Source organism: [Mycobacterium] fortunisiensis (assembly GCF_019050325.1).
GTDB lineage: Bacteria > Actinomycetota > Actinomycetes > Mycobacteriales > Mycobacteriaceae > Mycobacterium > Mycobacterium fortunisiensis.
This window is the reverse complement of sequence record NZ_VOMB01000021.1, coordinates 99,280-113,353: the sequence shown is the minus strand read 5'-3', so window position 1 is coordinate 113,353 and position 14,074 is coordinate 99,280. Positions and strand designations below refer to the sequence as shown.

Genomic DNA, 14,074 nt, shown 5'->3' with positions numbered 1-14,074 from the left:
ACGCTGCGATGAGTACCGCAGCGTGGCGGATACGACGAAAGGTGTGTCATGGCTAACCAGTCCGGACTCGTGCACCAGAACGGAGCCGGTTCGCAGGCCCTGGGCGAGCGACCCTATTACAAGCCGGTCGGCAATGAGGAGACGGTGTTCAAGGCGGCGTACCGCCAAGGCCTCGCCCTGGTGTTGAAAGGGCCGACGGGCTGCGGCAAGACGCGATTCGTCGAGGCGATGGCGCACGACCTCGGACGGCCACTGATCACCGTCTCCTGTCATGACGATCTCACCACCGCTGATCTCGTGGGTCGCTACCTGCTGCGCGGTGACGAGACGGTCTGGACCGACGGTCCGCTGACCCGCGCGGTGCGCGAGGGGGCGATCTGTTACCTCGACGAGGTGGTGGAAGCCCGCCAGGACACTACCGTGGTATTGCACCCGCTGTCGGACTATCGGCGACAGCTGCCCATCGAGCGGCTCGGTATCACGCTGGATGCCGCACCGGGATTCGGTCTGGTGATGTCCTACAACCCCGGCTACCAGAGCGTTCTCAAAGATCTCAAGGACTCCACCCGCCAACGGATGGTGGCCATCGAGTTCGGCTTTCCCGAACCCGAGGTTGAAGAGGGCATCATCGCCCACGAGGCGGGGGTGGACCATTCGACCGCGGTCGAGTTGGTCCGGTTCGGGCAGGCGATCCGGCGTCTGGAGACCGGCGGACTGCGCGAGGTCGCATCCACCCGGGTGCTGATCGCCGCCGGACGGTTGATCGCCGAAGGACTCCCGATCGCCGTGGCAGCGCAGGTGGCGGTCGCGGCACCGTTGACCGATGACGTTGCCGTCAGCCGTGGTCTGCACGAGCTGATCGAGGTCTACCTGGGTCAATCCGGATCTGGTGATTGACGCTGCCCTCGGCCCGCATTAGGTTCAGAACAAATATTAGGTCGTATGCGCGGCATTCCCCGCGATGAACGCCGGATAGCGGAGGTCAGATGTCCTACGAGAGCACTGCCGAGCCCATCAAGGTGGGCTACCTGATGGACTTCACGTTGCCGCCGGGCTTCCCGGACGAACTGAAGGCCTCCTTCACCCAGACTTTCGACCTGGTCTTCGAAGAGGCGGTCGAACAGGGCCTGATGGATCGGCCGGTGCAGATGATCTACCGCGAGGTGGAAGGGTTGCCGAAGGGTTCGGTCAAGGCGGTCATCGACGCCTACGGCGAGCTCGTCGACGAGGGCTGCCTGGTGGTGTTCGGCCCGAACATCACCGACAACTGCGTGCCCCTCCGTGAGGCGATCGAGGAACGTTTCAAGGTGCCGGCGATCAGCGTCACGGGCACCGACGACTGGCTCGGTGAGTGGACCTTCGCCTTCCCCCAGGGGTCGATGACCGATGAACCAATCTTCCTGGCGGACCTCGTCGCCAAGCGTGGCCTGACCGAGATCGGCGTCCTGGTCGAGCAGAACCTGATCGGTGAGAGCTATCTGAAGAATCTCCGAAGTGCCTGTGCCCGCAAGGGGATTCGCATCGTCGCGGAAGCCGGGATCGCGCAGACCGCGCAGGATATCAACGCCGCGGTGAGCACGTTGCACGAAGCCAAGGCCGAGGCGATCGTGCATCTCGGGTTCGGTTTCGGCATCGTGTTCATCAACCCGGCGCTGGAGGCCGTCAATTGGGATCCGCCCCGCTTCACCACCACCGCATTCCAGAACGCCTGGGTCAACCCGATCATGTGGCAGGCCTTTTTGGGTTGGGTCGGAGTGGATCAGTACGACGAAGGCAACCCGGTCGGGCAGGCCTGGCTGGACCGCTACGCCAAGCGCTACAACGGCAGCCGTCCCGAGTACTGCGTATCGGTCGTCAACCACGACGTGGCGGCCACCTTGGTGCGGGCCTTCACCGATTCGCACCCGCTGAGCCCGCGCGGGGTCAAGGAGGCCCTGGAGCGGGTGAAGATGATGCCGGCCGCCTCCGGCGCCCCCGGAACCCGGGTGTCCCTGGGCAAATGGACACGACGCGCGTGGATGGGGGCGGGGTATCTGGTGGCCCGGACTCTCGACGAAGACGGCGTCAATTCGCACCTGGTCGACCGTTTTGGAGAGGAAGCCCGATGACCACCGAGAAGGCCGCACCGCCGGGCATCGTGACGCCGGCGGACACCGAGAACAAGGCGCCCCGTAAGGGCCCGAACTGGGGACGCTGGATTGCGCTTATCGGATGGCTGGCGTTCTGGGGGATGTTCCTCTCCGTTGCGCGGACGGACGTCGACCCGCGGGTGGCCAACCCGAACGTGGAAGGGCGGCCTCGTCCGGTTGAGTTTCTGACGGCCTTTGATCACTGGCAGATCGTCCCGCAGGTCGGCGCCCTGCTCATGGTCGTGGTACTGACCATTGTTTTCATCCGTGCCTGGCGGCGCAATCCCGGCAGCCCGGTGCTCTTGATGGTGTTGGTCACGACGGTGATCGTGTGGCAGGACCCGATCATGAACTGGGCGCCGTACGCGGTGTACAACCCGGCGTTGGTGCACTGGCCGGAGAACTGGCCCCTGATCATGATGTCGCCGACGGTCGAACCGTTCATCGTGTTCGGCTACGTGACGTTTTACTTCGGCCCGTATTTCCCGGCCATCTGGCTTCTGCGCAAGTGGCAGGCCAAACGTGGTCCGGAGGCGTTCGTCAGCAGGCATCCACTGATCAGCCTGGGCGGCTTGGTGTTGGTGATCGGCTTCATCTTCGACGCCTTCCTTGAGGTCAGCCTGGTGCGCACCGGGCTGTACATCTACTCCCAGGCAATCCCGTTCGGCACGTTGTTCCCCGGCAGCACCTTCCAATTCCCGCTCATCTGGGAGTCGCTGGCGGTGACGTTCGTGATGGTTCCGGCAGCGATCCTGGTCTACCGCGACGACACCGGAAAGTCGACGGCCGAGAAGCTCGCCGCGAAGGCCAGGCTGTTCCCGAAAAAGCCGGTACTCGGCACGTTCCTGGTGATGTTCGTGATCGTCAATGTTGCGTACTTCGCCTACGGAAGCTGGTTCTGGGCCATCAAGGCCAGCGGGCTGGCCACCTCAGTCGCCTGCCCATGGCCGTATCCCGAGGCGAAGATCTATGACCCACAGGGGTATTACCGGGCGAACGGGGCCGAGGGACCGTACTCGGTAGGAAAGTGGTCCACCTGGCAGCAGGGGCCGTCCCGCAACGTCGACGTCGAGTTGGGTTCGAAGAGCAACCGGTGCGCATCGGAGAACCAGAATGGGTGATGAGCGCTTGCGCGACGAACAGGGCACTGCTGAGCCTCGGACTGTCCTCATCACCGGCGCGTCGCGGGGCCTGGGGTTCGCCTCGGCCGTGCGCCTGTATCGCGACGGGTGGCGGGTGGTCGCGGCGATGCGCACGCCGGATCAGGGCATGCCGCTGTTGCGGAAAGCGACCGGGGCCGGTGACGACGACGATCGGCTGATCGGTGTGCAGCTCGATCTGATGGACACCGCCTCGATCACGGCTGCGGCCAAGACGATCGAAGAAGCGGTCGGTGCACCGTATGCGGTGGTCCACAATGCCGGCATCTCGGCGGCGGGCATGGTGGAGGAGACATCGTCGGAACTCTGGGAGCGCATGTTCGCCACCAACGTCTTCGGTCCGGTGGCGCTCACCAAGGCGCTGCTGCCCGCGATGCGTGAGGCCGGCCGTGGCCGCATCGTGCTGATCTCGAGTGCGGCCGGCGTGCGTGGAATGCCGGCCACCGCACCGTATTCGGCGGTCAAGGGGGCGCTGGAGCGCTGGGGCGAGGCGATGGCCGGGGAAGTGGCACCCTTCGGCATCGGCGTCACCATCTTGGTCACCGGAACCTACGACACAGACATCATCACTGACGCGGGAACCACCGACGACCGGGACCTGGACGGGCCCTACGCACCCCATCACCGCACGATGGACAAACGCGGCCGGGCGATGATGAAACACGCCGCGCGCTCACCCGAGGACTTCGCCAGGGGCCTGGCCAAGGCGCTGGACGGCGACAAGCCCTTCGCCAAGACCGCGGTCGGGCCGGATGCTCGAATGCTGTTGGTCGCCAACCGGTTGCTGCCCTCGGCCGGACTCCATCAGATGACGCGGGTGATGATGGGTATCCCGCGCCACGGCGCGATGCGCGGCGGTGCGTATCCGTTGACCACTTCCCAGAAGGCGATGGTGGTGGCCGCCAAGGTACTTCCGCAGCCGGTGCTGATCCGGCTGGCGTCGCTGGCGGCGAAGCGATCAGCTGCGAAAAACCAACCCCAGCAAGGGAGTGCGACCGATGTCTGAACCACCGCAGCCCACCTTCGAATCAAGGATGCTGATCGACGGCAAGCTCGTCGACGGCGAGGCCGGTACCTTCACCAACATCAATCCGGCCAACGAGGAGATGCTCGGCGAGGTCTCGGATGCCTCGACGGCCGATATGCATCGTGCCATCGACGCCGCCCGCCGGTCCTTCGACGAGACCGACTGGTCGACCAACCACCAGCTTCGCAAGCGTTGTCTGGAACAACTACACGAGGCCATCGAGGGCGAGCTGGAGCAGTTGCGCGAGGAGCTCATCGCCGAAGTGGGTGCACCGCGTGCGGTCACGCACGGACCGCAACTCGACGCCCCCCTCGCCGACGGGCTCAAATACCCCGCGCGGCTCATCGAGACCTTCCCGTGGGAAACCGATCTGGGCGACACCGTGGTCTCGGTCACCGGGGTGAACACCACGCGCAAGGTCTGGTACGAGCCGGTCGGGGTGGTCGGTGCGATCACCCCGTGGAACTTCCCGTTCGAGGTTGCCATCAACAAGCTGGGCCAGGCGTTGGCGACCGGGAACACCGTGGTGCTCAAACCCGCGCCGGACACCCCGTTCAACGCCACCCGGCTGGGCCGGCTCATCGCCGAGAACACCGACATCCCACCGGGAGTGGTGAACGTCGTCACCGCATCCGACCATCTCGTCGGCGAGGAACTCACCCTGTCACCCAAAGTCGACATGATCTCGTTCACCGGATCCACGGCCGTGGGCAAGCGCATCATGGAGAAAGGTGCCGCGACGATGAAGCGGCTCTTCCTCGAGCTCGGCGGCAAGTCCGCCACCATCGTCTTGGAAGATGCCGATTTCAACACCGCGTGCCTGATCGGTATCGGCCCATTGCTGCACGCGGGGCAGGGCTGCGCCGCCCCCACCCGAATGCTGTTGCCCCGCTCCCGCTACGACGAGGGCGTCGCGATCTTGAAGGCCATCTACGAGAACATCGTCCCCGGTGATCCGCAGGATCCCGGAACGCTCTGCGGTCCGGTGATCTCGGCCAAGCAGCAGTCCCGCATCCTCGGCTATATCCGGAAGGGCGTCGACGAAGGCGCCACCATGCTCGTCGGAAGCACCGATGCACCGAGCCAGTTCGACAAGGGATTCTGGGTCAACCCAACGCTTTTCATTGATGTCGACAATTCCATGACGATCGCCCAGGAGGAGATCTTCGGGCCGGTGTTGGCTGTCATCCCCTACGAGGACGAAGAGGATGCCATCCGGATCGCCAATGACAGCCCGTATGGGTTGGCCGGCAACGTCATGTCGGGTTCGCTGGAGCATTCCCTTGCGGTGGCCCGCCGGCTGCGGGCCGGGTTCATCGGGCTCAACGGCACCGCGGGTTACGGCGCGGATACCCCGTTCGGCGGTTACAAGGACAGCGGCGTCGGGCGACAGAACGGCATCGCGGGATTCCACCAGTACACCGAGATCAAGTCTGTGGCCTACCCAGCCCGGTAGCGCAAGTACCCAAGGAGCCCTTATGGAGGAAGCTTTGCCCCAGTTATTCGATGACCTAGAGGACTTCGGTTCCTTCGACGATGCCGTCTCCGGCGACGTCCGTGATCCCTACCCGGAGCTGGCCAGGCTGCGGCATGAGGAACCGATCCAGCGGATCGACATGTCGGCGATGCCGGGGGAGGAGGGCAAGCCCGTCTTTATTGTCTACCGCTACGAGGACGCCCAGCAGATGCTGCGCGACAACGAGACCTTCTCGTCCTCGGGGGTCATTGCGGCGTTCGGCCCGGTGCTCGGCGACCGGGTGATGTTGGGCATGGACGAGCCGGTGCACGGCCGACTGCGCTCCCTGGTGTCGAAGGCCTTCTCGCAGAAGGCATTGGCGCGTTGGGAGGACGAGCTTGTCGGCCGGGTGGGCAACGAGCTGATCGACAGATTCGCCGCCGACGGCAAGGCCGACCTGGTCAAGCAGTTCACCTTCGACTATCCGAGCCGGATCATCGCCGGTTTGTTGGGCCTGCCCGAGGAAGACTATCCGCAGTTTCAGCGGTGGTCGATCTCGCTGCTCAGTTGGATCATGAACCCCGAGCGCGGGTTGGCCGCCGCGGCCGCGCTGTGTGAGTACTTCGCGCCCATCCTCGACGCCCGCCGCTCGGAACCCAAAGAGGACATGATCAGCCTGCTCGCCGAGGCCGAGATCGACGGCGAGAAGCTCACCGACGAGGAGATCTTCTCGTTCCTGCGGCTTCTGCTGCCTGCCGGTGTGGAGACCACGTATCGGTCCTTGGGCAACCTGCTGTTCGCATTGCTCACGGATACCACGCAATTGGATGCGGTGCGCGCCGACCGGTCACTGCTGCCACAGGCCATCGAGGAGGCGGTGCGCTGGAATCCACCCCTGTTGACCATCACCCGCACCACCACCCGCGATACCGAACTCGGCGGGGTGCACATCCCCGAAGGCTGTTCGGTGATGCCGATGCTGGGTTCGACGAATCGCCAGGAGGACCGCTGGGAAAACCCCGACGAGTTCGACATCTTCCGGACTCCCAAGGCGAATCTGGGTTGGGGCCACGGGGTGCACGTGTGCCTGGGTATGCATCTGGCCCGGCTGGAAATGCGCACCGCCATCAACCTGCTGCTGGACCGGCTGCCGAACCTGCGGCTTGACCCGGACGGGAACGACCCGCACATCCGCGGGCAGGTCTTCCGTTCGCCGACGTCGTTACCGGTGCTGTTCGGATGACCCATTCCGGCGAGCAGACGTCAAAGTACCCCAAACAGCGCGAATTGGGGTACCTCCGCGTCTGTTCGCGCAAGGAAAGTGACCAGGAGAGAGCTTGAGATGACCGATTTCGAGACCATCGACTTCTTCACCGACGAATCCCTCGTCCCCGATCCCTATCCCTACTTCGACCATCTGCGGTCCAAATGCCCGGTCACCCAGGCGACTCCGTTCAATGTCCTGACCGTGACCGGCTATGACGAGGCACTGGCGGTCTACAAGGACCCGGCCTTCTCATCGTGTGTGTCGGTGGCCGGACCGTTCTCCGGGATGCCGATCACGCCGGGGGAGAGCGACGACGTCACCGAGCTGATCGAACAACATCGGCTCGCGGTCCCGATGGGGGAGCACATCACCTCGCAGGACCCGCCGCTGCACACCCGGACCCGCGGCCTGATGAACAAGCTGATCACCCCCAAGCGGCTCAAGGAAAACGAAGACTTCATGTGGCGGCTGGCCGATCAGCAGCTCGACACCTTCATCGACAAGGGCGGTTGCGAATTCCTCGCCGACTACGCGAAACCGTTCTCGCTGCTGGTGATTGCCGACCTGCTCGGGGTCCCTGCCGAGGATCACGAGGAGTTCAAGGCGGTGTTCGCCCTGGAGACTGTCGGTGAGCTCGGCAAGGAGGCGCCCACCACGCACAACCCGCTGCAGTGGCTCAACGACAAGTTCTATGCCTACATCGAGGACCGCAGGCGCACACCGCGCGAGGATGTGCTGACCGAGCTGGCGCAGGCGAAGTACGAGGACGGCTCGACACCCGACATCGAAGACGTGATGAACCTGTCGACGTTCCTGTTCGCGGCCGGCACCGAGACCACCACCAAGCTGGTGAGTTCGGCGGTGCGGTTCATCGGGGACAATCCGGGCTTCGAGAAGTTGCTGCGCGAGGACCGCAGCAAGATACCGGCCTTTTTGGAGGAGACCCTGCGGCTGGAGAGCCCGGTCAAATCACATTTCCGGATGGCCAGCAAGACCACCAGCATCGGTGATGTCGAGGTACCGGCGGGAACGACGGTCATGGTGTTGCCGGGGGCGTGCAACCGCGACGAGCGGAAATTCCCCGATCCCAACACATTTCACACCGACCGGGGCAATGTGCGGGAACAGATCGCCTTCATCCGCGGCGTCCACTCCTGCCCCGGGGCGCCGCTGGCCCGGGCCGAGGGCCGGATCTCGCTGAACCGGATCCTGGACCGGATGAGCGATATCACGATCTCCGAAGAGCATCACGGGCCCCTCGACAACCGCAATTACGCCTACGAGCCCACGTTCATCATGCGCGGTCTCGCCGAACTGCACATCACCTTCACCCCGCTCGGCTGAACCCGGCCGGCGCCAGACAAAGGAGTAGTACATGACCGGAAAGCTCGACGGCAAGGTCGCTTTCATCACCGGTGCGGCGCGCGGTCAGGGCCGGGCACATGCGGTGGCGATGGCCAAGGAGGGCGCCGACATCATCGCGGTGGACATCTGCCGCGACATCCCGTCCAACCCCTACCCGCTGGCCACCCCCGAGGACCTGGCCGAGACCGAACGCAAGATCAAGGAACTTGGCCGCCGTGTGGTCGCCCGGGTGGCCGACGTCCGCGAGCGCCATGAATTGCGCGACGCGGTCGAGGCAGGGATCGCCGATCTCGGCAAGATCGACATCGTGGTGGCCAATGCGGGCATCCTGCCGATGGCAATGGGCAATCCCGATCCGATGGGCTTCGTCGACGCCTCCGACGTCGACCTGCTGGGTGTGATGAACACCGTGGCGGTGGCGATCCCGCATCTGCCCGACGGCGCATCCATTATCGTCACCGGGTCCACCGCGGGGATGATCCGTGGCACCACCACCAGCCCCGACATGGGCCCCGGCGGCGCCGGATACGGCTGGAGCAAGCGCATCGTCATGGAGTACGTCGACGAGATGTGTCTTCACCTGGCGCCGAGGATGATTCGGGTCAACGCCATCCATCCGACCAACTGCAACACCCACCTGCTGCAGAACGAGGGCATGTACGGGGTGTTCCGCCCCGATCTCAAGGCCGCGGGCAAGACCGCGACCCGTGAAGATGCCGAGCCGCTGTTCAACCTGTTCCAGGCGATGCCGATTCCGTACATCGAACCCGAGGACATGGCCAATCTGGGTGTGTTCCTGGCCTGCGACGACTCCCGCTACATCACCGGCCAGCACATCCGTGTCGATGCCGGTTCACTGCTCAAGTGGCCCAACGGTCCTCAGTAGTTCTCTGCGGCGGGACGGTGCAGGAAGCCGTGCAGCAGTGCCTGCACCAGTTCGTCGACGATCGCCTCTCGGGACGGGGGGCGATCGCCGAAGAATGTCGAACGCAGGGCGACCGTACCGACGATCAACGCCACCGCCGAGTGGGCCGGCAGGTCGGGTTGCGTCGACCGCATTCCGCGCAATTGCATGCCCTCCGCACTGATCTGACCGAGTAGGCCGAGGGCACGTCTGATGTCGGCGATACCGGTACCTTCGAGCTCTTCGGTACTGAGCCCGTCGGACGCGACGAGCGTCAGGAGCAGGCCTCGATGCGCTACCAGGAGGTCGTAGAGCCGGCCGGCGAATTGCCGGGTCAGCTCTTCCTCATCGGTTTCTTCCGGCACCACGGCCCGCCAGGTCTGGCCGAATTCGTCGACGAAGTCCGTGAACGGCAGCACCAGAGCTTCCCGGAACAGCCCGGCCTTGGAACCGAAGTGGCGGAACAGCAGGTACTCACTGACGGCGGCGGCTTGCGCGATCTCTCGCGTGGTGGTGCTGCGGTAGCCCTGCCGGGAGAACAGCTCGCGCGCCGCGTCGAGCAACAGCCGGCGCGCCTCGCCGCGGGGGCGTTTTGGCGCCGAACGTCGCTGGGGCATGGCGTGTTTCTCCTGTCTCCCCATATCGGCACCGGCTTGCGCCTTCACCATAGGCGACCTTGACCGGCGCGCAATAATAGTGTCCACTATTAAAATCTTTGCACAACGTGTCCCGAGGAGGTGGCAGTGGGCGCAATCATCATGTTGGGCACTCTGTTTGGCTTGATCGCCCTGATCGTCGGCCTGGTGTTGTACTTCGACACGGAGGCGCGTCGCACACCGCCACAGGCGCAGCCCGCGTCAGGCCCGGAGGGCGACCGATGAACCTGCAACTCCTGATCAACGCCGGCGTCGCATTCGCCTACATCAGCGGCCTGGGTTTCCTGGCCGTCGGCATCTACCTGAGCGTCCGACGCGGCCGGCTGCACCCATTGCTGCTGTTGTGCATCTCGGCGCTGTCGTTCTCCTGGATCGAAGCCCCCTACGACTGGGCGGTGTACGCGCAGTTCCCGCCCGAGTTGCCGCGCATGCCATCGTGGTGGCCGCTCAACATGACCTGGGGTGGCGGACTGCCCTCGGCTGTTCCCGTCGGCTACATGGGGTACTTCGTGCTGCCGGCCATCATCGGTGCGGCACTTGGCCGTTGGGTGAGCCGGACGCGGGGCTGGCGGCGGCCGCAGACACTGCTGCTGGTCGGCTTCGGTGTCGGTTTTCTGTGGGCCTTCGTCTTCAACGCGATCATCGGTGCCCGACTCGGCCTGTTCTACTACGGCTACGTCATCGAGGGGCTGGCGGTGTGGGAGGGCACCAAGCATCAGTACCCGATCTACGACGCCATCGCGATGGGCTTGCAGATGATGCTGTTCACCTACCTGCTCGGACGCACAGATTCCCAGGGCCGCAACGTGATCGAGATCTGGGCTGACAAAGTGGCCAAGACCAGGCTGCAATCGGGTCTGCTGTCCGTGCTCGCCGTGATCGTGATCGGCCACGCGGCCTACGCGTCGGTGTTCGCACCGCACCTGATCACCAAGCTCGGCGGCTGGGTCAACGTGGGCCCGAGCGAGCAGTTCTTCCCCGGTGTGCCGAACCAGCCCCAATAGCGTCGGCCGCGAACGACAGGGATACCCCGCATGATTGGAAGGTAGAACGACAGTGAGTATCGACCCGGCGGTGGAGTTGTACTACGACCCATTCGATTTCACGATCGACGACGACCCGTACCCGGTGTGGCGGCGGATGCGCGAAGAAGCCCCGCTGTACTACAACGACAAGTACAACTTCTACGCGCTGAGCCGCTACGACGATGTCGCGGCGGCCCTGCCCGACTGGCAGACCTACCGGTCGGGGCACGGCACCACCGCCGACATCCTGTTCAGCGGCATCGAGGTGCCGCCGGGCATCCTGCTGTTCGAGGACCCACCGCTGCACGATCTGCACCGGCGCCTGCTGTCCCGGGTCTTCACACCGCGGCGCATGCTGGCAGTCGAGGACCTGGTCCGCGGATTCTGTTCGCGCGCACTCGATCCGCTGATGGACGCCGACGGGTTCGACTTCGTCGCCGACCTCGGGGCGATCATGCCGATGCGCACCATCGGCTACCTGCTCGGGATTCCCGAGGAAGGGCAGGAGAAGATCCGTGACCGCACCGACAAGAACATCTCGGTGGGCGAGGGGGCCGGCGACGTCAGCGCCACGATCTTCGCCGAGTCGCTCGCGGAATTCGCCGAATACATCGAATGGCGCTCCACCCACCCTTCCGACGACCTGATGACCGAGCTGCTCAACGCCGAGGTCGAAGAACCCGACGGGACCCGCCGACAGCTGGACCGTACCGAGGTTCTGGCCTACACGGCGATGATCGCCGGCGCCGGCGGCGAGACCACCGCCCGGCTCATCGGCTTCATGGGGCAGTTGCTCGGTGAGCACCCGGACCAACGCCACGAGCTGGCGGCCGATCCGTCGCTGATCCCGTCGGCGGTGGAGGAAACGCTGCGTTTCGAACCGCCGTCACCCGTGCAGGCACGCTACGTGGCGCGCGACGTCGAACTGTACGGGCAGACCGTGACCGAGGGCTCCTACATGCTGTTGCTCAACGGCTCGGCCAACCGGGACGACACCCGGTACACCGATCCGGACCGCTACGACATCCACCGCAAAGACAGTCATCTGAGCTTCGGCCAGGGCCTGCACTTCTGCCTTGGCTCCGCTTTGGCCAGGCTGGAGGCGCGGGTGGCCTTCGAAGAGGTCCTGAAACGCTGGACCGATTGGGAGGTCGACTACGAGCACGCGAGCCGAGCCCGCACGTCGAGCGTGCGGGGCTGGGCACACATGCCGGTCACGACCGGTTGAACAGCTCGGTACACCGAACCGAGCGGCTCAGTAGTTGTTGCAGCTGCTCGCGATCATGTTGATCGGTCCGAAGTACTGCGCAGCGGCCGGGCTGGCCTGGATCTGGTTGACCGTCTGCTGACGCTCGGCGGGCCCGGACGCCAGGAAATTGCGCAGCGCACCCTGGGCGAAAGGGGACGCGTTGAACTGCTGGGCCAGGTCCGGGCGTTGTGCGTTGAGCGCAGCCATCACCTGGTCGTAGTTGCAGGTGGTGTTCACCACCGCAGTGAAGTCGGGTTGGGCCGATGCCACCCCCGCCCCGGCCAGCGTCAACGGGACGGACAGGGCCAGCCCGCCGAGCGCTGCGGCGATGAACTTGCGCGACGACGTGATCACTTGTTGGAACCCCCATGTTGTCCGCCGAAAGAGGCGACGCCTTGTACGTTTGTCGGACCCGACCTCATCCGAGATTAACAGGCGACACACGTACCAGGCGTTCCTACTGGAAAACCGTGGTCAGTCGATGACGGCGCGTTCCTTGCGCTCCGTGATCGGCCGGGCCAGCTCCTGCTCGTTGCAGATGCGCTGCAGTTTCTCCAACGTTTCATCCAGCCCCGGCCCCAGCGGCTTGCCCGGGGTGAAGGTGGCCGGCAGGTTGCGCATGCCCTGGATCACGCCGATCGTGTCGTAGTGCACGGTTCCCTCGGGATCGCACACGTAATCGGGCATGCGGTCGAACACTGCCGTGAGCATCGACTTGAACACCGTGCGCGCCACGTTGGAACCGACGCAGCGGTGTACGCCGATACCAAAGCTGAAGTGCCGGTTGCCCTTACGGTCCAACATGATCTCGTTGGGCTTTTCGAACACCGAAGGGTCCCGGTTGGCCATCGCCCACGACAGCCACAGCCGCTCGAACTTCTTGAACTTGTGGCCCTCGACCTCGACGTCATCGGCGAAGGTGCGCCCGTCGCCGGGGGCCGGGGTGAAGAACCGCAGGAATTCCTCGGTGGCCGGGTTCAGCAGGGTTTCGCGCTCGCGGCTGAGGCGTTCGCGCTCGTCGGGATGCTCACCGAGCCACTCCAGCGCATGCGCCGTCAGCGCCGTGGTGGTGTCGAACCCACCGCCGATGACCAGCCCGAGGTTGCCCAGGATCTCCATGTCGGGGGCCGGTTCACCGTCGATGCGCAGCTGCAGCATCGCGTTGACCAGGCCCGGCCGCGGGTTCTCCCGGATCTCCATCATGTTGTTGATGATGTCGATGCCCATTTCCCGGTGTTGCTCGTTGATCTTCTCGCGCTCGGGAGAGTGCTCCGGGGTGTACACCGACGCGTGGGTGGGCTCGCTGTAGACATTCCACTTCTTGAGCTCGATGCCCATCATCGCCAGCGTGAACACGGCCGGTACCACGTTGGCGAGATGCTCGACGAAGTCGATCTGCCCGGACTCGATGTGCTCGTCGAGCGCGGCGCGGGTGATCTCGTCGACGAACGGTTCCCAGCGCTTGATCGCCGCCGGCGACAGGTACGGGTTCAGGGCACCGCGATAGGCGCTGTGCTCCGGCTCGTCCATCTCCAGGATGCCGCCGCGAACCACGGTGGCCCGGCTGGCTTTCGGGATGGTGATGCCCTGGAACGGTGTCTCACCACTGATGTCGTGGTGGTTGGACACCACCGGGCAGCGGGCGAGCTCGAACACGTGCTTGCTGTCGGCGGCAACCCAGTGACCGTTGTAGACATCGGTCCAGGCCACGGGGCACCGGGACTGCATCTCCTCGGTGATCTTCTCGAACTGCAACCGGTATTCCGGTGTGTGCCGGTCGAAGTGGTAGTTGTTCTTCTTGCGGTCGTCGTCGGTCGTGACATCGTCGATACTCAC

The 14,074-nt window shown here is 64.7% G+C and carries 13 protein-coding genes; 10 read left to right on the top strand and 3 right to left on the bottom strand.

Features of this window, described 5'->3' with window-relative positions:
• The first annotated feature begins 48 nt into the window (after positions 1-48).
• The 8 genes from FR943_RS19060 to FR943_RS19025 all read left to right on the top strand — a co-directional run bounded on the left by FR943_RS19060 (position 49) and on the right by FR943_RS19025 (position 9,290).
• Positions 49-897 (top strand): CbbQ/NirQ/NorQ/GpvN family protein, encoded by an 849-nt coding sequence (locus tag FR943_RS19060; RefSeq protein ID WP_217159812.1) that lies wholly within the window; start codon positions 49-51, stop codon positions 895-897.
• Positions 898-986: 89 nt separating this feature from the next.
• Complete coding sequence (locus FR943_RS19055; protein ID WP_217159811.1) at positions 987-2,108, top strand: ABC transporter substrate-binding protein; 1,122 nt, start codon at positions 987-989, stop codon at positions 2,106-2,108.
• Complete coding sequence (locus FR943_RS19050) at positions 2,105-3,250, top strand: spirocyclase AveC family protein (protein WP_217159810.1); 1,146 nt, start codon at positions 2,105-2,107, stop codon at positions 3,248-3,250. Before FR943_RS19055 ends, FR943_RS19050 begins: the two co-directional genes overlap by 4 nt.
• Positions 3,243-4,295: an SDR family oxidoreductase gene (locus FR943_RS19045; RefSeq protein ID WP_217159809.1), complete on the top strand. Its 1,053-nt coding sequence runs from the start codon at positions 3,243-3,245 to the stop codon at positions 4,293-4,295. The genes FR943_RS19050 and FR943_RS19045 overlap by 8 nt, the downstream gene beginning before the upstream one ends.
• Positions 4,288-5,772 (top strand): aldehyde dehydrogenase family protein, encoded by a 1,485-nt coding sequence (locus FR943_RS19040; protein WP_217159808.1) that lies wholly within the window; start codon positions 4,288-4,290, stop codon positions 5,770-5,772. The genes FR943_RS19045 and FR943_RS19040 overlap by 8 nt, the downstream gene beginning before the upstream one ends.
• A 34-nt stretch (positions 5,773-5,806) precedes the next feature.
• Positions 5,807-7,015, top strand: coding sequence for a cytochrome P450 (locus tag FR943_RS19035; RefSeq protein ID WP_217159960.1), 1,209 nt, complete (start codon positions 5,807-5,809; stop codon positions 7,013-7,015).
• Positions 7,016-7,114: 99 nt separating this feature from the next.
• Entirely contained in the window at positions 7,115-8,383 is a 1,269-nt protein-coding gene (locus FR943_RS19030; protein WP_217159807.1) for a cytochrome P450, read from the top strand.
• 31 nt (positions 8,384-8,414) lie between these two features.
• Positions 8,415-9,290, top strand: a complete 876-nt coding sequence (locus FR943_RS19025) for a mycofactocin-coupled SDR family oxidoreductase (RefSeq protein WP_217159806.1) — start codon at positions 8,415-8,417, stop codon at positions 9,288-9,290.
• Here the strand turns inward: FR943_RS19025 and FR943_RS19020 are convergent.
• On the bottom strand, positions 9,284-9,925 hold the full coding sequence (locus FR943_RS19020; protein WP_217159805.1) for a TetR/AcrR family transcriptional regulator: 642 nt from the start codon (positions 9,923-9,925) through the stop codon (positions 9,284-9,286). The genes FR943_RS19025 and FR943_RS19020 overlap by 7 nt on opposite strands.
• A 260-nt stretch (positions 9,926-10,185) precedes the next feature.
• Here FR943_RS19020 and FR943_RS19015 point away from each other — a divergent pair, with 260 nt between their 5' ends.
• Together FR943_RS19015 and FR943_RS19010 are read left to right on the top strand one after the other, a co-directional pair.
• The gene (locus FR943_RS19015) at positions 10,186-10,968 is read left to right on the top strand and encodes a spirocyclase AveC family protein (RefSeq protein ID WP_217159804.1); all 783 of its coding nucleotides are present in this window, start codon (positions 10,186-10,188) and stop codon (positions 10,966-10,968) included.
• Positions 10,969-11,044: 76 nt separating this feature from the next.
• Complete coding sequence (locus tag FR943_RS19010; protein ID WP_218045949.1) at positions 11,045-12,217, top strand: cytochrome P450; 1,173 nt, start codon at positions 11,045-11,047, stop codon at positions 12,215-12,217.
• A 27-nt stretch (positions 12,218-12,244) separates the two neighbouring features.
• On the opposite strand, the gene FR943_RS19005 is transcribed toward FR943_RS19010, so the two are convergent.
• Both FR943_RS19005 and FR943_RS19000 read right to left on the bottom strand, forming a co-directional pair.
• Positions 12,245-12,592, bottom strand: a complete 348-nt coding sequence (locus FR943_RS19005; protein ID WP_217159802.1) for a hemophore-related protein — start codon at positions 12,590-12,592, stop codon at positions 12,245-12,247.
• Positions 12,593-12,712: 120 nt separating this feature from the next.
• On the bottom strand, positions 12,713-14,074 hold the full coding sequence (locus FR943_RS19000) for a cytochrome P450 (protein WP_217159801.1): 1,362 nt from the start codon (positions 14,072-14,074) through the stop codon (positions 12,713-12,715).

Excerpts from the sequence above, each read along its gene's own strand:
- FR943_RS19060 (WP_217159812.1), top strand. The coding sequence starts at position 49 with ATGGCTAACCAGTCCGGACTCGTGCACCAGAACGGAGCCGGTTCGCAG.
- FR943_RS19055 (WP_217159811.1), top strand. The coding sequence starts at position 987 with ATGTCCTACGAGAGCACTGCCGAGCCCATCAAGGTGGGCTACCTGATG.
- FR943_RS19050 (WP_217159810.1), top strand. The coding sequence starts at position 2,105 with ATGACCACCGAGAAGGCCGCACCGCCGGGCATCGTGACGCCGGCGGAC.
- FR943_RS19045 (WP_217159809.1), top strand. The coding sequence starts at position 3,243 with ATGGGTGATGAGCGCTTGCGCGACGAACAGGGCACTGCTGAGCCTCGG.
- FR943_RS19040 (WP_217159808.1), top strand. The coding sequence starts at position 4,288 with ATGTCTGAACCACCGCAGCCCACCTTCGAATCAAGGATGCTGATCGAC.
- FR943_RS19030 (WP_217159807.1), top strand. The coding sequence starts at position 7,115 with ATGACCGATTTCGAGACCATCGACTTCTTCACCGACGAATCCCTCGTC.
- FR943_RS19025 (WP_217159806.1), top strand. The coding sequence starts at position 8,415 with ATGACCGGAAAGCTCGACGGCAAGGTCGCTTTCATCACCGGTGCGGCG.
- FR943_RS19020 (WP_217159805.1), bottom strand. The coding sequence starts at position 9,925 with ATGCCCCAGCGACGTTCGGCGCCAAAACGCCCCCGCGGCGAGGCGCGC.
- FR943_RS19015 (WP_217159804.1), top strand. The coding sequence starts at position 10,186 with ATGAACCTGCAACTCCTGATCAACGCCGGCGTCGCATTCGCCTACATC.